Consider the following 26459-nt stretch of genomic DNA (forward strand, 5'->3'; position numbering starts at 1 on the left):
AAATTTGATAATGTAATTTTAATTTAAACTGTCAAGAAATTAGGGTTTTAGAATTTAGTATTGGGTGTTAAGCCTAGTTTGTGCTTAATGTGATGGTAAATTTATTATAGCACTATTTGTGTTAATTAATTGTTTGATTTAATGAACTTTAAGTTCAAAATTTGGGTAAAATAAATATTGACTTAAAATTCATTTTTAGCTAGGTTTAGACAAATCAAAAATTAGAACAATGCAAAGGAATGTGTACTTAGTCGCTGTGTTGATGTTTAGCCTCCTATTAACGCAATGCGGTAAAAATGAAACTTGGCAGGGAACAAGTAAACAAGGGGTCGAATTAAAGGAGAGCGATTTTAAGCTTTCTATGAAGAATGGGACTTTTCAGGAATACTTGGTGGTTCCGGATGCTACTTGTGGAACAGAGTCGGGTATTAAAGCCAGTCCACAATATTTTTTCAGTGCATGCGCTGCAGGTGAATTGCGGATGTTCATCTTGGGTGAGCAAGAACAAGAAATTGCCAATGCTTCGCAGGTCTTGAATTGGATGACAAGTGAATTTGGAACCTATACCAAGGATCTGAAGTACTATATGGAAGAGCAGTATGCGGTTTCCGATTATCTGATTCAGCAGATGAACATTGCTACCGGTGACGGTTTTTTTGGAGTGATTTTCAAAGTGAATACTTCCAATGGAGATGAAGTTTCGGTACTGGTATCGAATGTGTCTGAAGGTATTCGCAATGTGGTAGATTGTTTTGGCTCTTGCAGCGATGAAAGCAGAGATTGCGCAGAACGCTGGGTGATGGCCACTCCTCCCTATGCCGAATGTACTTGCCAGGGAGATGATTGCCGGATGAATGTTTGGCCAATGATTGGGGAGGAATAGAAATGGGCTCCTCCTAAAGAAATGCAAAGTGGGAAGGGTAGCATGAGCCCTTTTATAGCCGTCGGATAAAGGTGTTTAGCAACAATACTTTTTGTTCGGCGGCTTTCCAGTTTTAGGGAACCAGGTTCTTTGTCAATGCTTAGCTTAGTACCTTAGCGAAAATGACCATGGTTATGCGCAGTATCTACTTTTTAGGTTTCATTTTATGGGCTTGTGCTAAGGGGACTGCACCGGACTCTGTACCATCAAATACCCAGAATAGCTTTTCCTATCTGGCTTTGGGGGATTCCTATACAATTGGTACCGCCATTGGGGAAGATAGCTCCTATTCGGCCCTATTGGTTGATTCTTTGGAGGGGGCTCCTTCCCAGTATACTGTGGAGTACCAAGTGGTAGCCAAGAATGGCTGGACTACCCAGGACCTTATTCAAGGGATGGCCAAAGCTGATTTAGATACGACTTATGATTTGGTGACGCTCCTGATCGGAGTGAATAATCAATATCAAGGTCGGAGCCTAGAGGAGTATAAACAAGAGTTCTTGCAGATTGTAAATCAAGCTAATGCACTGGCAAAGAAGGGTTATGCCTCCATGCTGGTGATTAGCATCCCCGATTGGGGTCAAAGTCCGGCAGGCAGTGGGAGTCGTGCTCAGATTTCCGCGGAGATTGATGCATTTAATCAAGCGCAAAAAGGCATTTGTGATAGCCTCGCCATTCAGTTTGTGGATATCACCGATTTGAGTCGAAAAGACCCTAATTCGGAGGCTTGGATTGCTAATGATGGTCTGCATTTTTCCAGAGCCATGCATCAATTATGGATGCGAAAAATCTACCCTTTTAGCCATGCCCTTTTACAGGATTAGCCCATTTTTATTGGGTCTTGGTCTTTCATTTTCGCTCTCCTTAAAGGCGCAGAGCCCTATTTCGTTTCAGGCCGAAGCCGAATATGGTTTTTTGTTTTTGCATAGTCAGGATGTAGCTCCAATCGGGCAATCCTATCCTTCTGCTTTTGGTTTGAGTGTTCAGCGCTGGCTCTTGACCGAAAAACATTGGGAAAATTGCTTTTGCTATCCTCGCTTGGGCTTGAGCCTTGCTATTCATAATTATGATAATCCGGAAGTCTTGGGTTATGGGCTGCCCGTCTATGGTTTTTTAGAGCCCTGGTACAAGATTGGCGGATCCTGGTATTTTAATTTAAGAGCTTCGGTAGGTTTAATTTATTTGAGCCAACCTTATGATGCTCTTGAGAATCCTTTGAATTATAGTTACTCATTGCCAGTGAGCGCCTATTTGGTATTAGGCTTGGGTACTGCCTATCAGTTTAATGATCATTGGCGAATGTCGCTGCAAGCTCGATACAATCATTCCAGTAATGGAGGGGTGAGGGAGCCGAATAAGGGTTTAAATTATCCCACCTTGGCTGTGGGACTTGATTATAGCATTGTATCCATAATGCCTCAGGCGAAAGCCAAACAAGCATTTGACCCTAAGAATCGCAAAAAACTCCTGAGCTTACACGGGATTTTAGCCGCTAAAGCGGGAGGAATGGTGGGGGAAGGAGTAGATGAACGCGAGGTGACCTATTTGGTTTCCGGCGCGGCTTTGCGGTATTCGCATCAGATTGCCCGAACCTCGGCTTTAATTCTCGAAACAGAATGGATTAGCAATTTGGCTTATCGCAAACAAATTGAGCGACAAGGTGGAAGGCAAAGTCATCAGCAATGGGGCTTAGAATTGGGCCATGAGTTTATATTGGGGAAATTCACCTTTAGTCAGGCTGCGGGCTTTTATCTTTTTAAGGAATACGGTGCCGCTGCTTCATGGTATCAGCGTTATACCTTGCTGTATAGGCCGCTGCCAGGTTTGGCATTAGGGCCGGGTTTAAAAGCCCATGCAAATGTGGCGGAATTTCTGGATTTTAGAATTGTTTATGAGCTAAGGCTGTGAGCGTTTCATTCCGTAATTTTGCAGAAAATTAATTATCCATGAAGAATCGGGCTTTCCGTTTAAGTCTTTTGGCCGTGGCCAGTGCAAGTATTATCAGTGTAAGTTGTAATGAGGCTCAGTCAGCTAGCACGCCTGCCAGTCAGCCTAAATCTGAGGGATCTGGTATCTCTATGGCTTATGTGCACAGCGATTCTCTTTTAGCTAAGTACGAATTACATCAGATGTACAAAAGCCAGTTGGAAGAGAAAGCAAAAGAGATTGAAAGCGAATTGCAGCGTCGCAGCGCCCTATTTCAGGAGAATGTAGCCAACTTTGAGAAAAGTGCCGGATCTATGTCTCAAGCTCAAATTCAACAAGAGCAAATGGAGTTGCAGCAATTGCAGCAAAACTTGATGCGTTACCGCGATGAGCGTGGTCAGGAATTAGCCGATGAAGAGCAAGGTCTCAATGAGTTAATTATGGCAGATATGGATAGCATTCTGAAGATTATTCAGGAGCGCGAGGGTTATGATTTTATTTTCAGTTATGGACCCGCTTCTGAGCTTTTGCTAGCCAACCCCGCTTACGATATTACCGATATAGTAGTAAAGGATCTTAATGAAGCTTATCAAAAAAATAAAGCCTCTAAGAAGGAGGACTAAGTCCCTTCTTAGTTGGGCTTTGGCCCTGCTAGTTTTAAGCTTGGTCGCCTGTGAATCAGACGATCCGAGTGAAAACCCTGTGGCTATTCGTGATAAGTATTTGGGGCAGTGGAATGTTACCGAGAATACCGGTATAAACCACCCCCAATTTTATCAAGTAAACATTGTGGCTGGCGATGCCGATGATGAGATTGTAATCGAAGGACTCTACAATGAGGTGAACTCCAAGGTGGTAGCCTTAGTGTCGGGAACTCAACTAAGTATTCCTAATCAAAACTCGGCGGGAATAAGCTATGTGGGCAGTGGAACAGCGAATGCTGATTACTCCCAAATAGCTTTGAGCTTCACGGCCAATGATGGCAGTGGTCCTGATCAGATAGAAGCGGTGCTTGTGCCCTAGAAACGGATGCGAACGCCGGTGTTTAAGCCGAAGTTAAGTAAGGTTTCACGTGGCCAGCTATAGCCATCAGGGTCAACGATGTCGTTCAAGAGATAGCGTACCGAACCACGGGCAAAAATTCCGAATTCACTACTTACCCAATAGGTACCCCCTAAAGCAATACCTACCGACCAATTCAGTTTGGTGAGATCCTTATTCAAATTGAAAGTTGAATCAGCTGGAGCATTCGGATTGCCATTATAGCTGATCTTTCCATTGTATTGATCCAGGAAATTCATCTCCACCATCGGTACTACCTCCAAGCTGAAAACATCTGAAATACGGGTAGTGAAATTCACTTTGATAGGAATGGAGAACATGGTGATGTCCACTTCATTATCGGCCAGGAAACTGGGGTTTAAAGTGTCGAGTACCACATCTTGCCAAGTGTAGCCACCATGAGCTCTCACGATACCTATTCCTAAATGGAAGGAAGGGCCTATTTCATAAAATAGATCCAGGCCATAATCCAGTTTAAAGGAACCTGTGGCTTTGAACTCTTCAGAATAGGTGTTGAATAAACTATTGGAAGCATCACTATTAATCAACCGCATATCGGTGTAATAGGGGTTGAGGTTCAAAGCCAGGTTGAAGCGCGATTTGTTTACATCCGAATCGGTGTAATAGTGAATATCATCATCTACTTGTCCCATCAGGCTTAAGCCGATGAAAACGAATCCCAGAGTGAAGAGTTTACGCATCTTTATTGTAATAAGGTTTTAGCCTTTGCTAAGGCTTGTTCTATTCCTTCGGGCTTACTGCCACCAGCCATAGCAAATCCGGCCTGGCCACCGCCACCGCCACCAATTTCGGCGGCCAATTCTTTAACGAGATTTCCTGCTTTCCAGTCTTTGGAAGCTAAAATCGCATCTCCCAAAGCTACAGCAATATTCGCTTTTCCATCATTCTTAGATGCGATTACCGCTGCCAACTGAGGTTTGTCGGCCTTTAATTGGAAGAGGGCATCCTTAATGCTTTTAGCATCGAGACTGGTTTCTAAAATCAGGCGATCCACGCCATCAATACTTTCAATGGCTTGAGCCCAGGCTTTACGCTCTTGTGCGGCTTGCGCTTGTTGGAAGGCTTCAACTTGCTTTTTAAGTTGAGCGTTTTCTTCCTTCAATTTCAGCAATCCCGCCAAGGGATCTTTGGGGTTTTTAAGCTCCTGCTGAAGGCTGCTTAATAAGCTTGCCTTTTCATTTAAATATTGGAGTGCCGCATCTCCGGTGCAAGCTTCAATCCGGCGAATGCCAGCGGCTACTGCACCTTCGGACATAAGGGTGAATAAGCCAATTTCGCCACTGGCTTGCACGTGAATACCCCCACAAAGTTCAACGCTGTCGCCAAACTTGATTGCCCGAACGAGATCTCCATATTTTTCACCGAAAAGAGCTATAGCGCCCATTTCTTTCGCTTCATCCATGGGGATGCTACGGTATTCTTCCAAGGGGAAGTTGGCTCGAATTCTTTGGTTTACCAATCTTTCGATTTCGGCTAATTGCTCATCTTCTACCTTACTGAAATGGCTAAAGTCGAAACGCAAGTAATCGGGATTTACCAGTGAACCTTTTTGTTCTACATGCGTGCCCAAAACTTCGCGGAGTGCCTGATGAAGCAAGTGGGTAGCGGTATGATTGAGGCTGGTGCTCTTTTGACGTTTGCTGTCGACACGAGCTTTGAATTCGGCCTGAGGATTTTCGGGCAACTTATCACAAAAGTGAATGATTAGCCCATGTTCTTTTTTGGTGTCGTAAATGCTGATTTCTTCATTTTCGGAAATCAATTTTCCATGATCACCTACTTGTCCACCGCCTTCCGGATAGAAAGGGGTGAGGTTTAATACAATTTGGAAAGACTCCTTATTCTTGGCTTTTACCTTGCGATAGCGGGTAATGCGCACTTTGGCTTCTAAATGGTCGTAGCCGATAAATTCCTCGCGATCATCTTCTTCAATCACCACCCAATCGCCGGTATCTACCTTAGTGGCAGAACGGGCACGATCTTTTTGCTTTTGCATTTCCGACTCATAAGAGGCAATGTCGAAGCTCATGCCTTCTTCTTTCAAAATCAAAGCGGTAAGATCCGGTGGGAACCCGAAGGTGTCGTATAATTCAAATACCCGAGCGCCATCTACTGTTTTGCTCTGACTCTCTTGGCGGATTTGATCCAAGCGGTTAAGGCCTTGCTCCAAAGTGCGCAAGAAGCTTTGCTCTTCTTCCAAAATCACCTTTTCCACCAATTCCTTCTGATCGCGGATTTCAGGGAAGAACTCCGCCATTTGCTGCGAAAGGATGGGGATTAATTTATGGATAAAGGCCTCTTTCAAATTCAGATAGGAGAAGCCATAGCGAATAGCGCGACGTAAAATGCGACGGATAACATAGCCCGCCCCATTGTTGGAAGGTAATTGTCCATCCGCAATAGCGAAGGCAACAGCCCGCACGTGGTCAGCAATTACACGTAGTGCGATATCGCTTTTTTCTGCCGTACCGTAAGTAATGCCGCTTAATTCACTTAAACGAGTAATTAAGGGTTGGAATACATCCGTATCGTAATTGGATTGCTTGCCTTGCAGGGCCATGCACAAACGCTCGAAGCCCATTCCGGTATCCACGTGTTTGGCTGGAAGCGCTTTTAAGGCACCATCCGCCTGACGGTTAAATTCCATGAATACCAGGTTCCAGATTTCCACCACTTGGGGGTGATCTTGATTTACCAGGCTGGCACCTTCTACCTTGGCACGCTCTTCATTGGAGCGTAAATCCATATGGATCTCAGAACAAGGTCCACAAGGACCAGTGGCGCCCATTTCCCAGAAATTATCTTTTTTGTTGCCATTTAGGATACGCTCCTGTGGAACATAGGCTTTCCAGGCATTAGCCGCATCATCGTCGCGCTCCAGGTTTTCGGAGGCATCGCCTTCAAAAACGGTGACATATAAACGCTCTTGGTCGAGGCCATAAACTTCAGTGAGGAGTTCCCAAGCCCAGGCAATTGCTTCGGTTTTAAAATAATCACCAAAGCTCCAGTTGCCCAGCATTTCGAACATGGTATGGTGGTAGGTATCATGACCTACTTCTTCCAAATCATTGTGTTTTCCGCTTACCCGCAAACATTTTTGGGTATCGGTAATTCGGGAGCTGCTGGGTTGACGGTTCCCTAAAAAGGCTTCTTTAAATTGATTCATCCCGGCATTGGTAAACATCAGGGTGGGATCCCCTTTAATTACCATCGGTGCCGAAGGAACTACTTCGTGTCCCTTATTTTGGAAAAAGTCTAAAAATTGCTGGCGAATCTCCTTCGCTGTCCAGGACTTATCTTGAGCCATAGGAATTACACAAGATTGTGTTTATTATATTATTGCAACTTTGCATTGAGATAGAGCTTTGCAGTAACTTGCAATTCTTCTCAAATGATGGCCAAAATTAAGGAATATGGCGAAGGTCAAGTACTATTACGACCCTAAAACACTTTCGTACCGTAAAATTGAAAAGACGCCTGCTTATCGCTTGCGTCGTAGTCTATTTTATCTGACCTCTATCCTTTTGACCAGTGTCTTGCTCTATATGGTGGCGGATAGTTTTATTGACTCCCCCAAAGAGAAGCGTTTGCGTCGGGAATTGGATAATATGAAGATTCAGTATTCCATCCTCAACGAGCGTTTTGATCAGGTTTCGGATGTTTTGGATGATCTGCAAGAGCGTGATGATAATATTTACCGGACCATTTTCGAAGCGGAACCGATTCCTAATTCGGTGCGTCAAGCAGGATTTGGGGGTGCTAATCGCTACAAGAAATTAGAAGGATTTGAAAATTCTGAATTAATTAAATCTACGGCCAGTCGCTTGGATCGTATCACCAAAGAAGTGTACGTTCAAAGTAAATCTTTCGATGAGATTGTAGAGTTGGCCAAGGATAAATCCGAATTTTTAGCCAGTATTCCAGCTATTCAGCCCGTGGCTAACGAGGATCTAAAGCGGATGGCTTCTGGTTATGGATGGCGTACTGACCCCTTTACCAAGACTCGTAAATATCACCATGGTATGGACTTCTCGGCTGAGACTGGTACTCCGGTTTATGCTACAGGTGATGGAGAAGTAATTCGTGCAGATAGCAAATCCAGTGGCTTTGGCCGTCATATCCGGATTGATCACGGCTATGGATACATTACTATCTATGCCCACTTGAATGATTACAATATTCGTGTTGGTCAAAAAGTGAAGCGTGGCGATTTAATTGGCTTTGTAGGGAATACCGGGCGATCACGCGGACCTCACTTGCATTATGAAGTGCATTTGAATGGTGAGCGTTTAAATCCGGTGAACTTCTACTATGGCGAATTAACGGCCGAAGAATTCAGTCGCTTGATTGAAATGGCCAGTCAAACTAACCAATCCTTTGACTAATGGACGAGGGTTTCGACGAAGAAAAGCGCTATTACAGCATTGGCGAAGTAGCCGCCTTATTTGAGGTGAATACTTCCTTGATCCGCTTTTGGGAAAAGGAATTTGAGATCCTTAAGCCTAAGAAAAATAAGAAGGGAAACCGCTTGTTTACGCCGCGGGACTTGCAAAACCTTAAGGTGATTCATCATTTGGTGAAGGAGCGGGGTTTTACCCTCAAAGGCGCGAAAGCCAAGTTGAAGGAGAATCGAGAGGATACTGCCCGCATTGCGGAGGCGGTAGAAAAGCTGAAGATGATTAAGCAGGCTCTGGGTGAAATTCGCCGGGACCTGGATACAGGCCCCGACGAATAAATGGCTTAGTAGGACCAGCGATAACGCAATCCTGCCTGCAGCCATAAGCCGGGCATTTCTACATTACCACGATCAAAGTATTTCTTGTTCAAGAGATTTTGTCCTTTCAAGGAAAGGGTGAAATCATGGATTTGATAATCCAAACTAGCGTTCACTAAAAAAACATCAGGATAGTCAGTAAGATCTCCGGTATTCGCTTCGCGGTATTGCCCTTGACGATCTTGATAGCTGAGGAAATAATGTAAGCTGAGTTTTTTGCTAATACGGTGCCCCACACGTAAGGTGATTTTATGGCGCAGGTGATCAAATACATAGAGAGATCGGTATACCTTATCCTTACTGGGACTACTGCTTTGCAGATAGGTGTAACTCAATTCAGCGAAGTTTAAAGCCAGAAAACTATTTTCAGGATTTAAGTTTTTACGCAGGCTGAATTCGCCTCCCATAAAGTTAACTTCTGAGGTGTTGCCGGCAATTAAATCACAGGTATCGCAGGCTTGGGTCCAGTCGATGATATTCTGTCCATTGCGATAGAAAGCGCTCACATTGCCATACCAATCATAACCAAAGAAGCGGTAACCTGCCTCATAATTGTAAGATTCTTCTTCCTGTAAATCCTGGCTTCCACGTGCACCTCCTAATCGATAATAAAGGTCCGTGTAGGAAGGAAAGCGGAAGGAGCGATTAAAGCTGGTATACACCTTATGTGATTTCCCTAAACGTAAACCGGCATTTAAAGCTGGGTATAGACCAAAGCCGAAATCGGTGTTATAGTTGGCCTGCAAGGCAGCACTTATTTGCCATTGCTTGATGCGGAACAAATGCTGGCCAGAGAGTGAAAGGTTTTGGCGTTCGGCTCCTAAATAGTAAGCACCGCGGCTATTGTTAATCGGGATGAAATCACTGAGGCTATCTCCCAAATTATTGCTTCGAACCTGCTCATGTCTTAAATCTAGGTTTAAAGCAGTGGTCCCCAATTTAGAGTCGAAACTCATTTGACTTTTAGCGCCCATCACATCACTGCGATGGTAATTATGACCGGCGTACCAGCTGGGTGCAGTGTCGTTGCCCGCGATAAAAAGTCCATTTCGATACTGGTAAAAATCAGCACCTTCCTCGCGGAAAAGTTGAAATTCATCCCAATTACGGCGCCAGTATAGGTTGTGATTCCAGCGGATTTTTTCACCGCTGCTTATATCTACGCTACCAAATAGGGTGCGGGTTTTTTCATATTGATCCGGATAGGCATCGGAATAGAAATTCTGGGCTCCGAATCCTTGATCGGTATAGCCCCCTTGCACTTTGATGTTTTGATGGCCCAAATTGAAATCACTTTGCAAGGAAACATTGCTGTTTACAAAGTCGGTGTTTTCCTTAAAACCATCACTGCGATTATGTGAAACGGAGATCCTACTTTGATGCTTTTCACCTTTGATTTCTTGTTGCAATCCAGTTTGTAGGCTGTTAAACATGCCATAGTCTAGATTGAGGCTGGTGGCATTGCCTTTGGCTTCTTTGGTGATGATATTAATGGCACCGGAAAATGCATTGGCGCCAAAAATATAGGAGCCTCCACCCAACAGTATTTCAATGCGTTCGATGTCGTTTTTTGCCACTGGCAAGTTCATCAAATGGTGACCCGTTTGTGGGTCGCCCAGGCGTACTCCGTTTACCAAAACCAGTACTTGTTCGAAACTTCCTCCCCGAACACTAAGGTCGGTTTGGGTTCCGTAAATCCCGCGTTGACGGGCATCGATTCCGGTAGCAAAATCCAATAATTCTGCTACGCTGTTCACCGGTGCCTTTTCCAACTCTTCCCCGGAGAGGATCTGGACATTGCGGTTACTGTTCATCAAGCTTTGCTCGAAAAGGGCAGCCGAAACCGTAACGGTATCTAGCTGAATCTGTGCGCTCAGACTTCCCCCAATGAGCAGGCTAAGAAAAAGATTTCGAGTTTTCATTTGTGCTTTTTTGTTAGAGGCGGCAAAGCTACTTGCAATGTTCAATTTCGCTCTATTGGATTCCAAGAAGTCTTGTCATAGCTTTGCGCCTTCTCACGGGGTGCTTCTCAAATTATAGAGAGGCTGAGATTATACCCAGGGTGGTTCTGCCATCCATACCTGATCCGGGTAATGCCGGCGTAGGGAAAAGGAGCACAATGCGCGCTTCAATCAATATTTAATTAACCGCAAAAGGAGCATACCCCGGTTTCTTTTCATAACATTTTGTTTTATGAAAAGGCAACTACTTGTTCTTGCTTTATTGGGATTGAGCCCTTCCCTTATTCGGGCTCAGGAAACGGACACCTCCAAAGTCCATCAATTGGAAGAAGTAACCATTTCTACGGTTCGGGCTTCCGCCGATGCGCCAGTAGCTCAGGTAACTCTCACAAAAAAGCAAATTGAAAAAGTGTTCCAAGGTCAGGATGGCGCTTTTATCCTGGAAAGATTAAGCCCTTCTTTGGTGGCTTATTCGGAGTCGGGGACCAATTTTAGCAATTATGGTCAAATGCGCTTACGCGGTATCGACCAAAGTCGGATTAACATTACTCTCAATGGAGTGCCCTTAAATGATATGATGGATCAAGGGGTGTTTTTCTCCAATTTCACGGATTTTGGAAATAGCGTAGAGTCGGTTCAGATTCAGCGTGGGGTAGGAACTTCCAGTAATGGTGTGGCTTCCTATGCCGGATCCGTCAATTTTGAATCCATTTCGCTAACTCGCCAAAAGCCCAGTACCGAACTGCAATTAACCGGTGGGTCTTTCAATACCCTGCGTGCCAGTGCTGAGGTGCATACAGGATTGATGGAAAACCGCACCGCCTTTTATGCAAGAATGAGCCGTTTGCAGAGCGATGGCTATCGTCGCCATTCGGGCACGGAATCGAATTCCCTCTTTTTCTCCGGCGGCTATTTTGGTGATGAGCATGCGGTGAAATTCACGGCCTTTGCCGGGAATACCCAAAATGATTTGGCCTATTCGCCCGTTCCTTTGGCGCAAATTAAGCGGGATCCTCGTACTAATATTTTGAACGAAACCGACATTGATGATTTTTCACAATGGTTGTTTCAATTGCAACATACCTGGCGATTAGGGCTTAAGAATTCTTGGGTAAACACCATTTATTATGGTGGTGCTGGTGGCGATTTTCCTTATTCCTATCCAGACAGTAGCAGTCCTTCGGGTCTAACCGCTATCAATTATCCGCTCTATAATGATCATTATGGTTGGCTTTCAAATTTCAATTGGAACTCTAATTTGGGCTCCTTTAATTTCGGAACTCACCTTTATACCTTCTTGCGTGAAAATGCGGAGTATGTAGTGCCTAATCGCCTAAACCCTTATTATCAGGATAAGAGTACTAAAGATGAGTTTTCAATTTTTGCAAAATGGGAGAAAGCCTGGGGACCTCTTAAATTTTATGCCGATGTTCAAGCTCGTCAAGTGTATATAAGCTTGGGTGGAGATGCTAGCTATTTGGGTGAGGATCCTGCTATCCCAAGCCGCGATTATTTCTTCCTTAATCCTAAGGCAGGAGTGACCTATGACTTGAAATCCAATTGGCAACTCTATTTATCCTTTGGTCGCAGTGGTCGCGAGCCAACCCGTTCCGACATTTTAGGTGGCCTGCAGGTAACGCCTTACAATATTGCTAATGTGCGCAGTGGAGCCAATGTAAGTCCGGAATATGTAAATGACCTGGAGCTTGGAACTCGCTTTGAATACCAAAAATTGAAGGTGGATGTAAACGCTTATTACATGACCTTCGAAAACGAAATTGCTCCCATTGGAGCTTATATCAGCGAAGGCTTTTACCAGATTTATTTGAATCAGGATCCTAGTTTCCGTCGTGGAGTAGAATTGATGGCCGATTACAGTTTCTTGAAGCGTTTCAATGTGAGAGCACAAATGGCTTATTTGGATGCGCGCATTAGCACCTATGCCCCGGTAAATGCCAATGTGGTATACGAAAATGTTCGTCCGATTTTAAGTCCGGAATGGAATGGTTCGATATTCTTGAACTATGCAGTAAACTCCAGGTTGAACGCCGGAATTCGCGCACGTTTCCTCAGTGAGCAGTTTATGGAGTTGACTAATGATCCTAGCTTGGTGGTGCCAGCCTCTACGGTATTGGACTTTGTAGCGGATTGGCGCTTTTATAAGGAACATCAAATTAGCCTGCAGGTAAACAACATTACGGATGCTCTTTATTATACCTATGGAGCACCTGCTTTTGATGGTACTCCTGGCTATTTAGTGCAAGCGCCGCTTAATGTTTACGCTACCTTAAGACTGGTATTCTAATGCGGAAATTAGTAATGCTTGCAGGACTGGTGCTTAGCCTTTGGTCCTGCACGAATCCTGCGAAAGAGAGCGCAGCTTCTGATAAGGAGGAGCTGCTCGAAATGGATACCCTGCGTTTGGCTTTAGACTGGACGCCCAATGTTTTGCATACTGGGATTTTTTATGCGGAATCACAGAAATGGTTTCAAGAAGCGGGCATCCACTTGATTTGGGATACCCCGGAAAGGGATAATTATACCAAGAAGCCCATCTTTAGATTATTAGATGGGGAAGTAGATTTAGCGGTAGGCCCTTCAGAACATTTATTTGCCTTTGCGGCAGATAGTGCCCAGGTACATGCCCAGGCTGTAGCCAGCTTATTGCAAAGCGATCGCAGTGCCTTTGTGGTTAAGAAATCATCGGGGATAAAGCGACCTGCGGATATTGGCTCTGCAACTTATTTGGGCTACCACACGCCTTTAGAAGAGCATATCCTTAAGGCAATGATCGAAGCAGATGGTGCTGTGGCGAAATTCGGAACCGAAACTCCGGGTCGCCTTCAGGTCTGGGATGCTTTTCGGAAGGATTCGGGCGAGGTGGCCTGGGTGTTTTTGCATTGGGAAGCCATGCAATCGGAATTAGCCGGAGATAGTCTTAATACCTTTATCCCTAATGATTATGGTGTGCCTTATGGCTATTCATCCGTAATTATGGCTCCTAAGGTTTTGGATGCCGATCAGGCGGATTTAATTCGTCGCTTTTTAGACATCTGCCGAAAGGCTTATCAAGAATGTAATAATCATCCGGATTTGGTTTTGGACTCCATATTGGATCATATCCAGCATCCCAATTTCGTGAATCATGTTTTTATGCGGCAGGCTTTCGCCGATATCCGCCCTCATTTTGGCACGGATCAATGGGGGGTGATGGCAGATCAAAAATGGTTGGACTATGCCCAATGGTTGGAAGAGCGAGGTTTGAATGATTTACAAGCTCATGCCGTTAAGGAATTCTACAGCAATGAATTTTTAGAACCTAAATAGACTCTTAAAGCAATTTTTGAAGAGCGTCCAGTGCATTGCTGAGGCGCTCTTTTTTTTGCCCCTTCACAATGGCATAAGGCCGATTGTACTCTTGAATCAAAGCCAGGTTTTCATGGAATATATCCAATCGATCAATGGGATTTTCTCGCAGGGGGTCGGGCTCCCATTCCAAATCCGGATAGCAAAGCAAATAGGAGTGTTCTTGTTCTCTCTGGATTTGCTCCATTAAAGGCGCGGGATCAAAGTTGAAAACCCGTCGATTCCAAATTAAATAGTTGAAACTATCGGTGTCTAAGAGGATGTTTCCTTCCGGGTGTTTTTCCAGGGCTTGGGCCTGATGGGCCAGGTGTTCCTGATAGATTTCCTGTAAACTGGCTTTGTTGTATTCGGGCCCATTTTTTTCGAGATATATACGGGCATATTCTGCTACCCAGGGAATATCCAGCTTTTCACTCAGCTCCCGGCATAATTGCGATTTACCTGAACTTTCAGGTCCACTTACTACGATAATGCGCCGCTCCACAAGAGGTAACCGTTAATGGATAGTAAGGTATAAATAAGAAAAAGCAAGGCGCTGAGCTTTAAGCCTCTTTGGAAATAGAGCCAGATACTTACGGTGTCAATCACGATCCAATAAATCCAATTCTCCGGGTAAAAGTTCACCATTAAGATGGTGGCGGCAATACTGGATATGGTGGTGAAGGAGTCTAAATAGGGGAGCTTAGAGTCGGTAAAATGACTTAAAGCGTAGCCGCTAATTCCAATCAGGAAAATACAGGCGGCAATGATATAGAGATGGATGTTAAGATCTAGCGGAGGGAGGGTTTTAAATTCTGCGCCCCAATTCAGATAGCCATAAACCGCGGTAGCGAGGTAAAAACCTTGCAGTGCTAATTCGGCGTAAATCTTTCGGCGAAAACAAAGGACGCTGAAAAATATGGAGGCCAAAATGGCAAATAGCCAAGACCAGATGCTTTCGTAGCTCAGCAGAATGGTATAAAGTAAACTGCTGATTACGGCTAAAACCTCAAGGCTATTCCACCTTAATGCTCTCAATAGTCTTTAATTTCCATGGAAAAAAGATCCCCTTTCAAGACTTTCAGTACGAAAGGACTCTGACCATCTTCAAATGAACGGGTGATCTCTTGTTGCAGGATAGGGAAGAGCTTTTCTGCCGGACCAAAGATTTGAGTACTGATGGGATTTACCTGAATTTTAAGCTCAGGATGTTGATGTAATCTTTCCAAAAAATCATCCACTCCATCGAGGTATGCATCCCGCAGGGGATATTTAGAAATTTCAATGCTAATGTCCATGCTAAAAACTGTGTATGGCCTCGGCGATATCGGCCATGGCTTCCGGATTTTGTTCGAAGAGATTTCCCACTACAATCACATCGGCACCAGCCTCCACTAAAGCACGGGCGGTGGCCGCATCGCGAATTCCTCCTCCTACGATTATAGGGCGGTCAATCGACTTGCGTACTGCCTTCACCATTTGGGGGCTTACCGATTTAGAAGCTCCGCTGCCACCATCCAAATAGAAATAACGCAGACCTAAAAACTCACCAGCCATAGCAGTGCAAGCAGCAATGTCGGGCTTCTCATAGGGAAGGGCCTTGCTATTGCTCATGTAAATAGCGGTGGTGGTAGTTCCGCAATCTACCAGCATATAGGCTGTGGGTAGAACTTCAAGCTTGGAGCTTTTCAGGTAGGGAGCGGCGATTACGTGATTGCCAATCAACAAATCCGGATTGCGACCAGAAATGAGACTGAGGAATAAAATTCCATCCGCCTGATCCGAAATTTGCAAAACACTACCCGGAAAAAGCAAAACTGGAATCGAAGTATGCGCTTTAACGGTGCGTAAACACTCTTCCAAACTATCACGACTAAGTAAACTTCCGCCTACAAAAATGAGGTCGGCTCCGTTTTCACTCGCCTTAGTACAAAGCTCAATGAGCTCCTTTTCAGAGGGTTTGTCCGGGTCGATAAGTACGGCCAACATCTTTTTTCCACGCTGTTGGGCGCCGTCGATGATATGCGAAACTTTGGGCATCTCCATGAGCCCACAAACCTACTAAATTCTGCCCTTCAAGCCCCTGAGCCCAATGTGATGAAAGTGAAAATAATTAATGAAGGGTAAAGCAAAGGCAGTAATTATTCTCCATTTTAAAATATAAAGGGAAGATTTCCTGATCCTTGCCTTTGCGGATTAAACCTCGACTTACGGCACTGCGACCTTTGGCAAAGGGGGCAATTCGTATTTCTTTTCGAAGATCCAGATCAGGCGCATCATTTACTTTGATCAATGCTTCCTTAGCAGACCAATAGGCTGCAAGCATCTCCAGTTCTGGTTCTTTGCCCAAAGCGCCTAACTCCTGTTTACTCATATATCGACTGCAGAGCTGTAGCATTTGGGGACGATAAGCCTCTAAATCTAATCCTACTTTAAAATGCCTGCTGACCATTACCGCAGCGTAGTCTTTATTATGACTGATGGATAGACCTTTCCAATTTGGAATGGATGGGGCCCCATTGGAGCTGTACTCTATTTGCGGAGTTTCTTCTAAGATGTGTGCTAAAGCAGCGCGAGCCGCTAAAAATTCGGCTTTGCGATTGGGGTTTTTCAATTCTTGCAACCTTTTTTGGTCGCTACCGGAAAGCTCAGTTAAGGGGAAGTCCGGGCTTTCTTCCGCTTCTATTGACCAGATCGCCAGGTGGAAGTGTTCCCATCGATGCTCTTTATATAATGGCATATTGCTTTAGGATAGAGTTTTGCAGCCGAAGCATTTGCGGTATCTTTGCCGAAATTCGCAAAAAATCAGAAGATAATAGTATGAGTACAGCAGTTGGAAAATATATTCCTTATAAAGTAAAGGAAATTTCGTTAGCCGAATGGGGACGTAGAGAGATTGAGTTGGCAGAGGCTGAGATGCCCGGTTTAATGGCCCTTCGTGAAGAATATGGTAAAGAGAAGCCTTTGAAAGGTGCGCGTATTGCCGGATGTTTACACATGACCATTCAAACTGCTGTTCTTATCGAAACTTTGGTTGAATTAGGTGCTGAGGTTACCTGGTCATCTTGTAATATTTATTCTACTCAAGATCATGCTGCTGCGGCCATCGCTAAAGCGGGTATTCCTGTTTATGCCTGGAAAGGAATGAATGAGGAGGAGTTTGATTGGTGTATCGAGCAAACTTTGTTCTTCGGAGAAGAACGTAAGCCTTTAAACATGATTTTAGATGATGGTGGTGATCTTACCAATATGGTATTGGATCAGTATCCAGAATTAGCTGAGGGCGTAAAAGGCTTAAGTGAAGAAACTACCACCGGTGTTCACCGTTTGTACGAGCGTATGCGTAAGGGAACCTTGCCTATGCCTGCGATTAATGTGAATGACTCAGTAACCAAATCTAAGTTTGACAATAAATACGGTTGTCGCGAATCTGCAGTAGATGCTATTCGTCGTGCAACTGATATTATGATGGCGGGTAAAGTAGCCGTTGTTGCTGGTTATGGTGATGTGGGTAAAGGAACTGCAGCTTCATTGCGCGGTGCTGGATGTCGTGTTATCGTTACCGAGATTGATCCCATTTGTGCTTTACAAGCAGCCATGGATGGTTTCGAGGTAAAGAAAATGATCAATGCGGTTGAAGAGGGAGATATCATCATTACTGCTACAGGTAATAAGGATATCGTTACCGGAGCCCATTTCGAGAAAATGAAGGACAAAGCCATCGTTTGTAATATTGGCCACTTCGATAATGAAATCGATGTAGCTTGGTTGAAGTCGAATCACGGCTCTAGCCACGTAGAAATTAAGCCACAGGTGGATAAGTATACCATCAATGGTAAAGATGTGATTCTTTTAGCGGAAGGTCGTTTGGTGAACTTAGGTTGTGCAACCGGTCACCCAAGCTTTGTAATGTCGAACTCTTTCACGAACCAAACTTTGGCTCAAATCGAGTTGTGGAAGAACAGCGGTGATTACAAGAATGAAGTGTACACCTTACCTAAGCATTTAGATGAGAAAGTAGCTGAATTGCACTTGGCTAAGATTGGTGTAGAGCTGGATATTTTATCAGAGGAGCAGGCTCAATACATTGGTGTTGAAAAAGCTGGACCCTTTAAGCCAGAGTACTACAGATATTAGAATTTTAATTCTAGATTTTTTCACAAAGCCCGTATTCATGCGGGCTTTTTTAATTTATTACGCGTCGGAATCGCTTATTTATCTTAAGCTTAAGCGATTTTTGTTGTATTATTGTTACCGAAAGAGCGACTCTAATGTTTTCTACGATGAACGTTTTTCAGTTGATTGCAACGCATACGACCGATTTGGTTTGTTTGCATGATGCTGATAATACAATACGTTTTGCCACGCCTAGTTCCATGCGAGTTTTAGGCTATAAGGCGGAAACCCTAGTAGGGCGAAAACTCACCGATTTTTTGAGTGAGGATTTCATCAATGAGATGGACTTTACCACATTAATGCGCTTTTTCGATCAGCCTGGCACCCGGATTCGATATCAGATCAATCATGGTGAGGGCCGATTACGGTGGTTAGAGACTACTTACACAGAGCTCGAGGGAATCGGCAATGTGCAGTACCGTAGCTTAAGTACCACCCGTGATATTACGGAGAGTGTGCATTTAACGGAAGATCTGATGAATGCCCTATCCAAGGAGCAGGAACTTTCTAAGTTTAAAACCAATCTGTATTCTGTAGCCAGTCATGAGTTCAAAACGCCCTTAGCGGTGATTCAGGCCAATATTGAAATGCTGAAAGTAAAGCATACTCCCAAGATGATTAATCTGGGTCTGATCACTATGGAGGAGGAGGTAGATCGCCTCAATACCATGATCATGGATATGTTGGAACTGAAGAAGCTTACAACCGGTAGGCGAAACTTTAATTTGAGTAAAGTTGATTTTGTACAGATAATTAAAGAACTGATCAAGGAACACCAGGAATCCGGAACCAATAGCTGTAAATTAAGCTATCAGGTACTGGGAGAGTCCACGGAATTCCAGGCTGACTATTCTTTAATTCGCTACATTTTCAGCAATTTACTGGGAAATGCCATCAAGTTTTCAGATCCGGGATCGGAGGTGAAAGTGATGTTGGATTTCGAAAAAGATGATTTGGAGGTATCTTTTATAGATCACGGAATTGGAATTCCAGAAGAAGATCAATCCAAGGTTTTTCAATCCTTTTACCGCGGTTCAAATGTCAGCAATGTGCCTGGCACCGGGGTGGGATTATCGATCGTTTCCGAGTTTGTAAAGCTTCATAAAGGAAAAATTAAATTGGTGAGTGAGGTAGGAAAGGGAAGTACTTTCACGCTGAGCTTGCCTAAACTCTGATTGTTATGCAAAAGAAACTGCTAATTGTTGAGGACAACGAGAAACTGTTGAACTCTATGACCGCTCTCTTTGAAGACTACTTTCTGGTTTTCGAAGCGCACAACGGAATGGAAGGCTTGGAAAAATGCCGCCTGAACATGCCCGACATCATCATTAGTGATATCATGATGCCGGAAATGAATGGCTACGAGCTTACCGAAAGCGTGAAGTCTAATGAACGTACTTCACACATCCCCATCATTTTATTAACGGCCTTAGGTGAGGACGAACGCCGAATCGAAGGATATAACTTCGGGGCGGATGATTACATCGTAAAACCTTTTAAATTCGACATCCTCTTAGCAAGGGTAAATAACCTGCTAAAGACTCGGGAGCAATTGCGAAGAATTTACGATACTTCGGCTCCAATTAACCATGAGTTTGGGATTAAGGATCCCGTACTGTCACATATGGAAGCGCTTTTGGTGAACCATTTCCGATTCCGTAATTTCAGTATTCCTCAAATTGCCGAGCTCATGAATATGACCACGCCCAAGCTGGAGCGTGAAGTAAAGCGATTAACAGGAATGACGCCTATTCAGTATATCAATGATTTCCGACTGCATAAGGCGAAAAATATGCTGCAAACCGAGGATATGAGTATATTCGAAGTGTCTCACGCTTTGGGTTTCCGCAGCTTGAGTTATTTTGGGAAAGCCTATAAAGATAAATTTGGAATTTCCCCTTCAAAGACAAAACAACTATGAGTAATTCCGGGGTAAGCATCATGATCGTTGATAATGATCAGGTAAACAGCTTTGTACTCAAGAACATAATCATGCGTAATTATGCCGATGCCAAGGTAGAATTGTTGCCCGATGGTGCGGAGGCCCTGGAAGAACTTAAGCGGATGGACCAGAGTTCGGAAGATTTTCCGGCGGTTATCCTTCTCGATATTTATATGCCCGTAATGGATGGTTTTGAATTCCTTGATGCTTATGTGAAGGAATTTGCTCACAAGCAATCCATCATTTTTGCCATGAGTAATTCACTGATCAAAGAAGATCAGCAAAGAGCCAATGAATACGAAGTGGTAAAAGGATTTATTACCAAGCCATTGATTTATAATAATATCGAATTCATCATCGAAACCTACCTCCAGGAACGCGATAATTAATGCCTTCCTAAGACCTCGCACAAGGTCATGAAACGAAACAACCATAACAATCCTGGCCGTCTTGCTAATACCGAGGCGGCTTTTTTTTGCTTGAATGATATCGCTAACTAGTTGGAGTTTTTTTCTTCTGCTATTCTGATTAGCTTTAAGGTCTTAAGCCGATTTTTAATCTTTTTTCCAGCTTCTGATCTTGATTCGCTTTTATGGCACGCTTCATATTTCAGGTTTTCTTTGTTCTCTTGGGTTTTGTGCTTCAGGCTCAAGTCCAAGGCTTAAATCCGACTAATTATGGGCTCAGGGTTCAGGCTTTGACCCCTTATGGAAATCAGTTCCTCGCGACCACCCTGCAACCTTATTTTCTGAAATTTGATCAAAGTAGCCTTAGTCCCAATGGTTATACTGACTTTCAGGCCAGCTTTAAAGTAGAGAATTTAGCCGCATTGGGGGATACTATTCTTTACGAATGGAAGCAGCCTTATTTAAGCCAAGCTTGGGTGGTTTCTTATTCTAAGGATGCTGGGCAAACCTGGAACTTGCATCCGCATTTGCGCAACTACTCAGGTCAATTACACTTCTTTGACTCCCTCTTTGTAGTAGATGGGGAATACAGCTTAATCCGATATACCCTAGATGGAGGGAGAACCTACGATAGTTTGAACTTGGCAGGCGCGTCAATCTTGGGTAAAGATGCAAATGGGCTGTTTTTACGTAAATCTTTGGGAGATAGCCTGATGTACCTCGATGCCTCTGGGCCAAGTGGTATTGGGCTTTTAGATAGCAGTTTGGGCTCTTTAAATCATCTGCATAGGGGAGGGGGACATTATTTCTTGCTTCATAATTGGAGTGAGCTTATTGAATTAGACTCGGCTTTTAATTGGCTGCGTTCGGTACATCATTTTGATCCAGGCTTAAATTCCGATTTTAAATCATTTAAAAATGGAGATACGCTGGTTTATGCGAAGGGGGATTCTGTTTTGTATTCTTTGGATGTGGGTCAGTCTTGGTCAGTTGAGGGGATTAATGCTCCTTTAAATCGGGATCGTAAGTGTTTAGGGCTGCAAGGTTCCCAACTTATATATAGCCATGGGGCCGGTACTCTTTTGTTGTTCGATTTAAAGAATAGTACCCTTAGTTATAGTGGTCAGAATGCCTATCCGGGCCTTTATGAGCTTTGTGCAGCAGGACCTCAGTATGTAGGATTAGCGCCCCAGAGTTTTGCGGGATTAAATCCTGCCTTTAGTATTTTTCATCGTATGGATCAGCAAGGGAAATCCGTGGATACTAGCTTGGTTCCTTTTGCCTCAAACAGATTAGCTCCTGCTATGGCCTTTAAAGATTCCTTGAATGGTATTTATGCAGATCTAGGAATCTTTTATTACAGCAGTGATGGTGGCAAGTCTTGGCAATCTGTGCCAGATTCTGATACTGCTCAATACTTTAATATACAGGTTTCCAGAGACGCGAATTGTTATTTTGGATATGGTATAAGTAAACAAGGTGTTTTTCTATCGCGCGTAGATGATCTGGGAAATCGATCGGCACTCAATTTTAATTTTAGCGGCGGTAATAGAATTCGTGATATTGCCTTTAGCTCTTGTGATACCGGTTTAGTGGTTTCTGATTATGGGATCTATAAAACCACGGATGGCGGCCTGAGTTTTCAACTTGTACATCAGAGCTCTAAACTTTCTTGGCACTTGCAGTTTAAGCAGGATACGCTCTTTTTAGCAGGTCGCGATAGCAATTATTACTCCCTTGGTTATACCGGACCATTTATTCCGATTGCCGCCCAGCCTCATTATAATTGGCATGGAGAAAGTGGGCCTTATTTTTTCTTTAATTCCCATCGAGTAATTAGCTATGATGCAGATGAGAGCAAGTTTAGGATTGCCGATACTCGCCATAATTATAGTCAGAGCTTGAGCCTACCGGTGGATTATATTTATGATTTTCTGCCTAGTGATTTTGGTGCGGTAGCCATTGGCGCTGGAGGGCAGTTCTACGGTATTCGTGAGGAGGCTTTGTTTCCTGCGGATATTGCTTTGATTGAAGGGCTGTCATTGCAGCCTGAGATTAAAGTGTATCCAAATCCCAGTAAAGGTTATTTGATCATTGAAGGAGGGGATTTTAAAGAGTATAAGCTCTATAGCCTTAAAGGGTACTTACTGGATTCAGGTTATATAAATGAGCGTATTGATATTTCGAAGTTCCAATCTGGAATTTATATTTTGGAATTGAATGGCTTTGAAGAGTCTAGTTCGGTTCGTCGACTGATTTATCGAGAATAATCAGGATCTTTTAAAGGGGAGCAGGAAGCTAACTTGGGTACCGGGGTAAATAAGGTCCTCGCTTAAAGAGTTGATGATAATCAAGCCAGTTTCATCTTGATTGTTGAATTGCATTAGCCTTTCTCGAACTAATTGGATGCCTCTGGAAATATGTTTGGATTCCCTTTCTCTTGGATTCTTTTTCCAACCCAAGCCATTATCTTCAATACAAACTTGCAGTTGTTCAGGATTTTGAAGTTTAATTCGGAGCTTTAATTTTTTGTCTTTTTCGCGTTTCCTTAACCCATGCCACAGGGCATTTTCAATGAAAGGCTGTAGCATCATGGTGGGGATAAATGTTTCTTGAATATTTAGTTTTTCATCTACCTCAATCTGGAATGTTAGTTCGGAATCAAGGCGAACGGACTCCAGTTCAACATATAGCTTCAGGCGTTTGATTTCTTCTTCCAAACTAATGCGATTGTGAAACAAGGACTCTAATTGGAGTTTTAAGAGTTTCGAAATGCCGCTGATATAATGAATGGCCTTGATGTCCTTATATTTTGAGGCAAAGTGTTGCACTGTATTCAACGAGTTGAATAGAAAATGCGGGTTCATCATGGCGGTTAATGAGCGTAATTCTAATGCCTTTACTTGTTGCAGTACTTCAAGTTTTTGGGCTTCTTCCATTCTGACTTGTTTTACGCGAATTAGGGCAATCCAAACCATAAGAGCCACCAGGCTTAAGCCAAGCACTAATTGGAAAAAGATGTTTTGCCAAAAAGGGGCGGCAATGCTAAAAGTGAAGCTTTGGGTGGGGGAGGCGTCAAATGGAGAATTCGACATCCTGATATTCAGTTCGTATTTACCGGGATGTAAATTGAAGAGTTCGATAAGATCATTATTCATTGGCAGCCACTGGCCAGCAGTGGAGTTGATTTGATAATAGGCATAGGCTTTATTTCCTGGACGGCCTTTGCGTTTTAAATGGAAGCGAATATTGTTCTGATCGTATTGAAATTCGGGGATTGAGCCCTTATTAATGTCCATAGTTTTCCCCGGGATCAGGGTATAGGAGTCCAGGTAAAATTCAGGGAAGCTGCTTTTGAATTTCTGCCAATCTTCGGCTTTTAAAATGCTTAAACCTTTATTACCGCCAACCCATATTTGATCCTCATCTTGATCATAAAAAAGGTAGCTTACTTCGTCCGAAAGTAGTCCGGAATGCTTGCCGAGATAAAGTGTGTCCTGCTCAGAAAAGCAAAAGAGTCCTTTCTTGGTGCCGGCATAAATACGTCCTAGTTTATCCGTACAAACTGAGGTGTAGATGGATGGGTCTTCATCCGGACTTATCTTTTGGAATCGCCCTTCCTTAAAGTAATAGAGCCCTATAGAGGAGGCGATTAACAATTCGCCTTTTTGGTTTAGGTGGAGGTCGTTAATAGGTGAGTTAAGTAACTCGGGTGCAGTTTTTACAATGAGAAAATCAAGATTAACACTATCTTTTCGATAGCGATGAAAAAGGTGTAAGCCTGTTTTTGTGGCTACTGCGCTAAGGCCCTTCTTAAAAAGGATGATATCCGTTAATTGTCGACCGGTAAATCGAATAATTTCCAGGGTCTTGTTCTGGTATTTTTTCAAAATGGTGCCAGCGTAGGTTCCGGCATATACCGTGTCGCCATCATGGCTTAAGGTGGAAGCAGGTATATTGTGTACCCGGTTATTTATTGGGTATTCAGCTGCAAAATAGTCTTCCGGTTTTCCCTTGGATAGGCCTGTGTAAATAGAACCCGAATTGAGGATAAGTACATCATTACAATAGGACCGAAGATTCTTGGAGCTTCGAATAGGTCGTGCTCTAAAGTTGGAATCAATAAGATCCAAGCCAGCGCCACTAGCGGCTAAAAACTGCTTATCACCGAGGGGTTCAATTCTATTGATGAAATTGCTACCCAGGCCCGATTCGATATTGATGTATTTAAATGGCTTATTGGGAATGCAGAGCAAGCCATCATAATTGGTAGATATCCAAAGATTCTGATTAATATCTACATAGAGGTAATTAACATGTTGATTTTCCAGCGAAAGCTGATGGGTTTGATCCAGCCACTGTCCATTATAATACTGCAAAATTTGCATGCTCTTGGTAGCCAGCCAGATGTTGTATCGACCCATATTGCAATAGGCCCTAATTTCATCTGAAACCGGCAGTTCCAAGCTGTCTTTAAGTTTGAGATCTTGATTCAGGAAGTAGATTTTCTGGTTTTGGATTAAGGATATTAAACCCGCCTGATCTTGAAACAGCGCCCCAACTTCCTGCCTTCGGTTTTTTAGCGAATTTATTTCCAGGAACTGATCATCCCGAAAAAGAAAGGGTCCGTGGTCTGTTCCAATAAGTAGGCGGCCTTCTTTTAATTGAATTAGGGAATTGATACGCGGCCTTAGCAGTGGGTCATTGACCAAGTATATTTCTTTGTGAATAGTACCCTTGCGGTTGGAGAATAAAATTTCCGTTTCCTGATAGCTGATCAAGGAAGTGTCGTCATCTTTAAACTGAAGGTCTAAATGCCGCGGGGATCCGGTGCTTATGGTGCTTAGGTTTTGGCCATTATAATGCAGGGTCTGAAAAAGTTTTAGGTGACTCAGCCAGATGTTTTGGTCGTCTAAAACTACAATGCCTTCTACCAGGCCTAGTTTGGTGTTTTGCAGGAAATCTGGGACAATAAACCGATTGCCATCGTAGTAAACTACACCATTGGCTGTGCTTACCCAAAGTTGCTGCCATTGATCTTCATCAATGCGATAAACCTCATTGCTGGGGAGGCCATCTTTTAGGTCATAAGTCTCGTAGAGCAGAGTCGCCTGAGCCCATAATTCAGTGCAGCTTGGAATTATTGTCAGTAATAAGAGTAGGTAATTTTTCATAAACCCGGACGGGTGCAGAACTCCTCTAATCTGCGTTTAAAATCAAGTAGTTTTCGTTTAGCGATGGGAACCCTTTCGCCATTTGTCATAATAACCATGCTTCCTCCTTCCGTGGTAAAGGAGCTCATGAAATTCATGTTTATCATATGCGAATTATGGGGGCGAAAGAACAATTCTTGAGGAAGGGCTTTCTCAAATTCTTTCAGGGTTTTGGAGACTAATCGATTGCCATCGGGATTTAATTTTAAGTGGGTATAGCAGCCGTCGGCCTCTAATCGAATAATCTTGTCTAAAGCTAAGATCTCCATCCCATTCGCTTTGGGTATCGCAATTCTATTAACTGATTTAGTGGGTTTGTGAATTTGTTCTCTTTTAAGTGCAAGGGCTTTTTGACATGCCCTTTGCAATTCAAAGGGGTCTATAGGTTTGGTAATGTAATCCAGAGCGGAGGCTTTAATGGCTTCAATGCCGAAGTCATTAAAGGCAGTTACAAATACTAATGCCGGTTTAGACTTTAAAAAATTGATTTTTTCCAGAAATTCGAATCCATCGGTATCTGGCATTTTAATGTCTAAAAAGAGGAGATCGAAATCTTCAAGCATTAAAATGTCGGTAGCCTCATTTGCCGAGGAGGCCATGCTAATGGAGTCTATTTGTTCCGCACAAAATTGTTCTAGTAGAGAAGATAGGTTTTCGCGCGCAAGACGCTCGTCATCAATAAGTAAAGTTCTCAGTTTCATCGAGCCTTG

Annotated in this window: 24 protein-coding genes; 14 read left to right on the forward strand and 10 right to left on the reverse strand. The window is 43.5% G+C overall.

The genetic code is table 11. The annotated features are described in order from the left end of the window. Positions 1–361 precede the first annotated feature (361 nt). From H4K34_RS11010 to H4K34_RS11030, 5 genes are all read left to right on the forward strand, one after another. Complete coding sequence (locus H4K34_RS11010) at positions 362–883, forward strand: hypothetical protein (protein WP_210757475.1); 522 nt, start codon at positions 362–364, stop codon at positions 881–883. A 173-nt stretch (positions 884–1056) separates the two neighbouring features. Next, on the forward strand, positions 1057–1746 hold the full coding sequence (locus H4K34_RS11015; protein ID WP_210757476.1) for an SGNH/GDSL hydrolase family protein: 690 nt from the start codon (positions 1057–1059) through the stop codon (positions 1744–1746). Then, on the forward strand, positions 1727–2830 hold the full coding sequence (locus tag H4K34_RS11020) for an acyloxyacyl hydrolase (protein WP_210757477.1): 1104 nt from the start codon (positions 1727–1729) through the stop codon (positions 2828–2830). Before H4K34_RS11015 ends, H4K34_RS11020 begins: the two co-directional genes overlap by 20 nt. Positions 2831–2868: 38 nt before the next feature. Further along, complete coding sequence (locus H4K34_RS11025; protein WP_210757478.1) at positions 2869–3471, forward strand: OmpH family outer membrane protein; 603 nt, start codon at positions 2869–2871, stop codon at positions 3469–3471. A 19-nt stretch (positions 3472–3490) separates the two neighbouring features. Then, positions 3491–3871 (forward strand): hypothetical protein, encoded by a 381-nt coding sequence (locus tag H4K34_RS11030; RefSeq protein WP_210757479.1) that lies wholly within the window; start codon positions 3491–3493, stop codon positions 3869–3871. Here H4K34_RS11030 and H4K34_RS11035 read toward each other — a convergent pair. Together H4K34_RS11035 and alaS are read right to left on the reverse strand one after the other, a co-directional pair. Next, entirely contained in the window at positions 3868–4611 is a 744-nt protein-coding gene (locus H4K34_RS11035) for a hypothetical protein (RefSeq protein ID WP_210757480.1), read from the reverse strand. The two genes, H4K34_RS11030 and H4K34_RS11035, sit on opposite strands and share 4 nt — an antisense overlap. A gap of 2 nt (positions 4612–4613) precedes the next feature. Then, positions 4614–7238: an alanine--tRNA ligase gene (alaS, locus tag H4K34_RS11040; RefSeq protein ID WP_210757481.1), complete on the reverse strand. Its 2625-nt coding sequence runs from the start codon at positions 7236–7238 to the stop codon at positions 4614–4616. A gap of 106 nt (positions 7239–7344) precedes the next feature. Between alaS and H4K34_RS11045 the strand changes: the two genes are divergently transcribed. Together H4K34_RS11045 and H4K34_RS11050 are read left to right on the forward strand one after the other, a co-directional pair. Then, the gene (locus H4K34_RS11045) at positions 7345–8316 is read left to right on the forward strand and encodes a M23 family metallopeptidase (protein WP_210757482.1); all 972 of its coding nucleotides are present in this window, start codon (positions 7345–7347) and stop codon (positions 8314–8316) included. Beyond that, positions 8316–8666, forward strand: a complete 351-nt coding sequence (locus tag H4K34_RS11050) for a MerR family transcriptional regulator (protein WP_210757483.1) — start codon at positions 8316–8318, stop codon at positions 8664–8666. Before H4K34_RS11045 ends, H4K34_RS11050 begins: the two co-directional genes overlap by 1 nt. 5 nt (positions 8667–8671) lie before the next feature. On the opposite strand, the gene H4K34_RS11055 is transcribed toward H4K34_RS11050, so the two are convergent. Further along, entirely contained in the window at positions 8672–10627 is a 1956-nt protein-coding gene (locus H4K34_RS11055) for a TonB-dependent receptor plug domain-containing protein (RefSeq protein ID WP_210757484.1), read from the reverse strand. Positions 10628–10898: 271 nt separating this feature from the next. Between H4K34_RS11055 and H4K34_RS11060 the strand changes: the two genes are divergently transcribed. Continuing rightward, on the forward strand, positions 10899–12971 hold the full coding sequence (locus H4K34_RS11060) for a TonB-dependent receptor (protein ID WP_210757485.1): 2073 nt from the start codon (positions 10899–10901) through the stop codon (positions 12969–12971). Further along, positions 12971–13993 carry an ABC transporter substrate-binding protein gene (locus tag H4K34_RS11065; RefSeq protein ID WP_210757486.1) on the forward strand — a complete coding sequence of 341 codons (1023 nt, stop codon included), beginning with the start codon at positions 12971–12973 and terminating at the stop codon, positions 13991–13993. Before H4K34_RS11060 ends, H4K34_RS11065 begins: the two co-directional genes overlap by 1 nt. A 4-nt stretch (positions 13994–13997) precedes the next feature. On the opposite strand, the gene H4K34_RS11070 is transcribed toward H4K34_RS11065, so the two are convergent. From H4K34_RS11070 to H4K34_RS11090, 5 genes are all read right to left on the reverse strand, one after another. Beyond that, a complete protein-coding gene (locus tag H4K34_RS11070; RefSeq protein ID WP_210757487.1) occupies positions 13998–14516 on the reverse strand; it encodes an AAA family ATPase in 519 nt (172 codons plus the stop codon). Beyond that, a complete protein-coding gene (gene pnuC / locus H4K34_RS11075) occupies positions 14495–15049 on the reverse strand; it encodes a nicotinamide riboside transporter PnuC (RefSeq protein WP_210757488.1) in 555 nt (184 codons plus the stop codon). The genes H4K34_RS11070 and pnuC overlap by 22 nt, the downstream gene beginning before the upstream one ends. Further along, positions 15046–15309: a hypothetical protein gene (locus H4K34_RS11080; RefSeq protein WP_210757489.1), complete on the reverse strand. Its 264-nt coding sequence runs from the start codon at positions 15307–15309 to the stop codon at positions 15046–15048. The genes pnuC and H4K34_RS11080 overlap by 4 nt, the downstream gene beginning before the upstream one ends. 1 nt (position 15310) lies before the next feature. Continuing rightward, entirely contained in the window at positions 15311–16057 is a 747-nt protein-coding gene (locus H4K34_RS11085) for a phosphoglycerol geranylgeranyltransferase (RefSeq protein WP_210757490.1), read from the reverse strand. Between the two features lie 67 nt (positions 16058–16124). Next, entirely contained in the window at positions 16125–16751 is a 627-nt protein-coding gene (locus H4K34_RS11090; protein WP_210757491.1) for a 4'-phosphopantetheinyl transferase superfamily protein, read from the reverse strand. A gap of 80 nt (positions 16752–16831) precedes the next feature. Between H4K34_RS11090 and ahcY the strand changes: the two genes are divergently transcribed. The 5 genes from ahcY to H4K34_RS11115 all read left to right on the forward strand — a co-directional run bounded on the left by ahcY (position 16832) and on the right by H4K34_RS11115 (position 22806). Continuing rightward, complete coding sequence (gene ahcY, locus H4K34_RS11095; protein WP_210757492.1) at positions 16832–18148, forward strand: adenosylhomocysteinase; 1317 nt, start codon at positions 16832–16834, stop codon at positions 18146–18148. A gap of 146 nt (positions 18149–18294) precedes the next feature. Beyond that, positions 18295–19362, forward strand: coding sequence for a PAS domain-containing sensor histidine kinase (locus H4K34_RS11100; RefSeq protein ID WP_210757493.1), 1068 nt, complete (start codon positions 18295–18297; stop codon positions 19360–19362). A 5-nt stretch (positions 19363–19367) separates the two neighbouring features. Next, complete coding sequence (locus tag H4K34_RS11105) at positions 19368–20108, forward strand: response regulator transcription factor (protein WP_210757494.1); 741 nt, start codon at positions 19368–19370, stop codon at positions 20106–20108. Further along, positions 20105–20518, forward strand: a complete 414-nt coding sequence (locus H4K34_RS11110; RefSeq protein ID WP_210757495.1) for a response regulator — start codon at positions 20105–20107, stop codon at positions 20516–20518. The genes H4K34_RS11105 and H4K34_RS11110 overlap by 4 nt, the downstream gene beginning before the upstream one ends. 203 nt (positions 20519–20721) lie before the next feature. Beyond that, the gene (locus tag H4K34_RS11115) at positions 20722–22806 is read left to right on the forward strand and encodes a T9SS type A sorting domain-containing protein (protein ID WP_210757496.1); all 2085 of its coding nucleotides are present in this window, start codon (positions 20722–20724) and stop codon (positions 22804–22806) included. On the opposite strand, the gene H4K34_RS11120 is transcribed toward H4K34_RS11115, so the two are convergent. Both H4K34_RS11120 and H4K34_RS11125 read right to left on the reverse strand, forming a co-directional pair. Beyond that, a complete protein-coding gene (locus H4K34_RS11120) occupies positions 22807–25710 on the reverse strand; it encodes a sensor histidine kinase (protein WP_210757497.1) in 2904 nt (967 codons plus the stop codon). Then, positions 25707–26450, reverse strand: a complete 744-nt coding sequence (locus H4K34_RS11125) for a LytR/AlgR family response regulator transcription factor (RefSeq protein ID WP_210757498.1) — start codon at positions 26448–26450, stop codon at positions 25707–25709. Before H4K34_RS11125 ends, H4K34_RS11120 begins: the two co-directional genes overlap by 4 nt. Between the last annotated feature and the right edge of the window lie 9 nt (positions 26451–26459).

Source organism: Croceimicrobium hydrocarbonivorans (assembly GCF_014524565.1).
Classification (GTDB): domain Bacteria; phylum Bacteroidota; class Bacteroidia; order Flavobacteriales; family Schleiferiaceae; genus Croceimicrobium; species Croceimicrobium hydrocarbonivorans.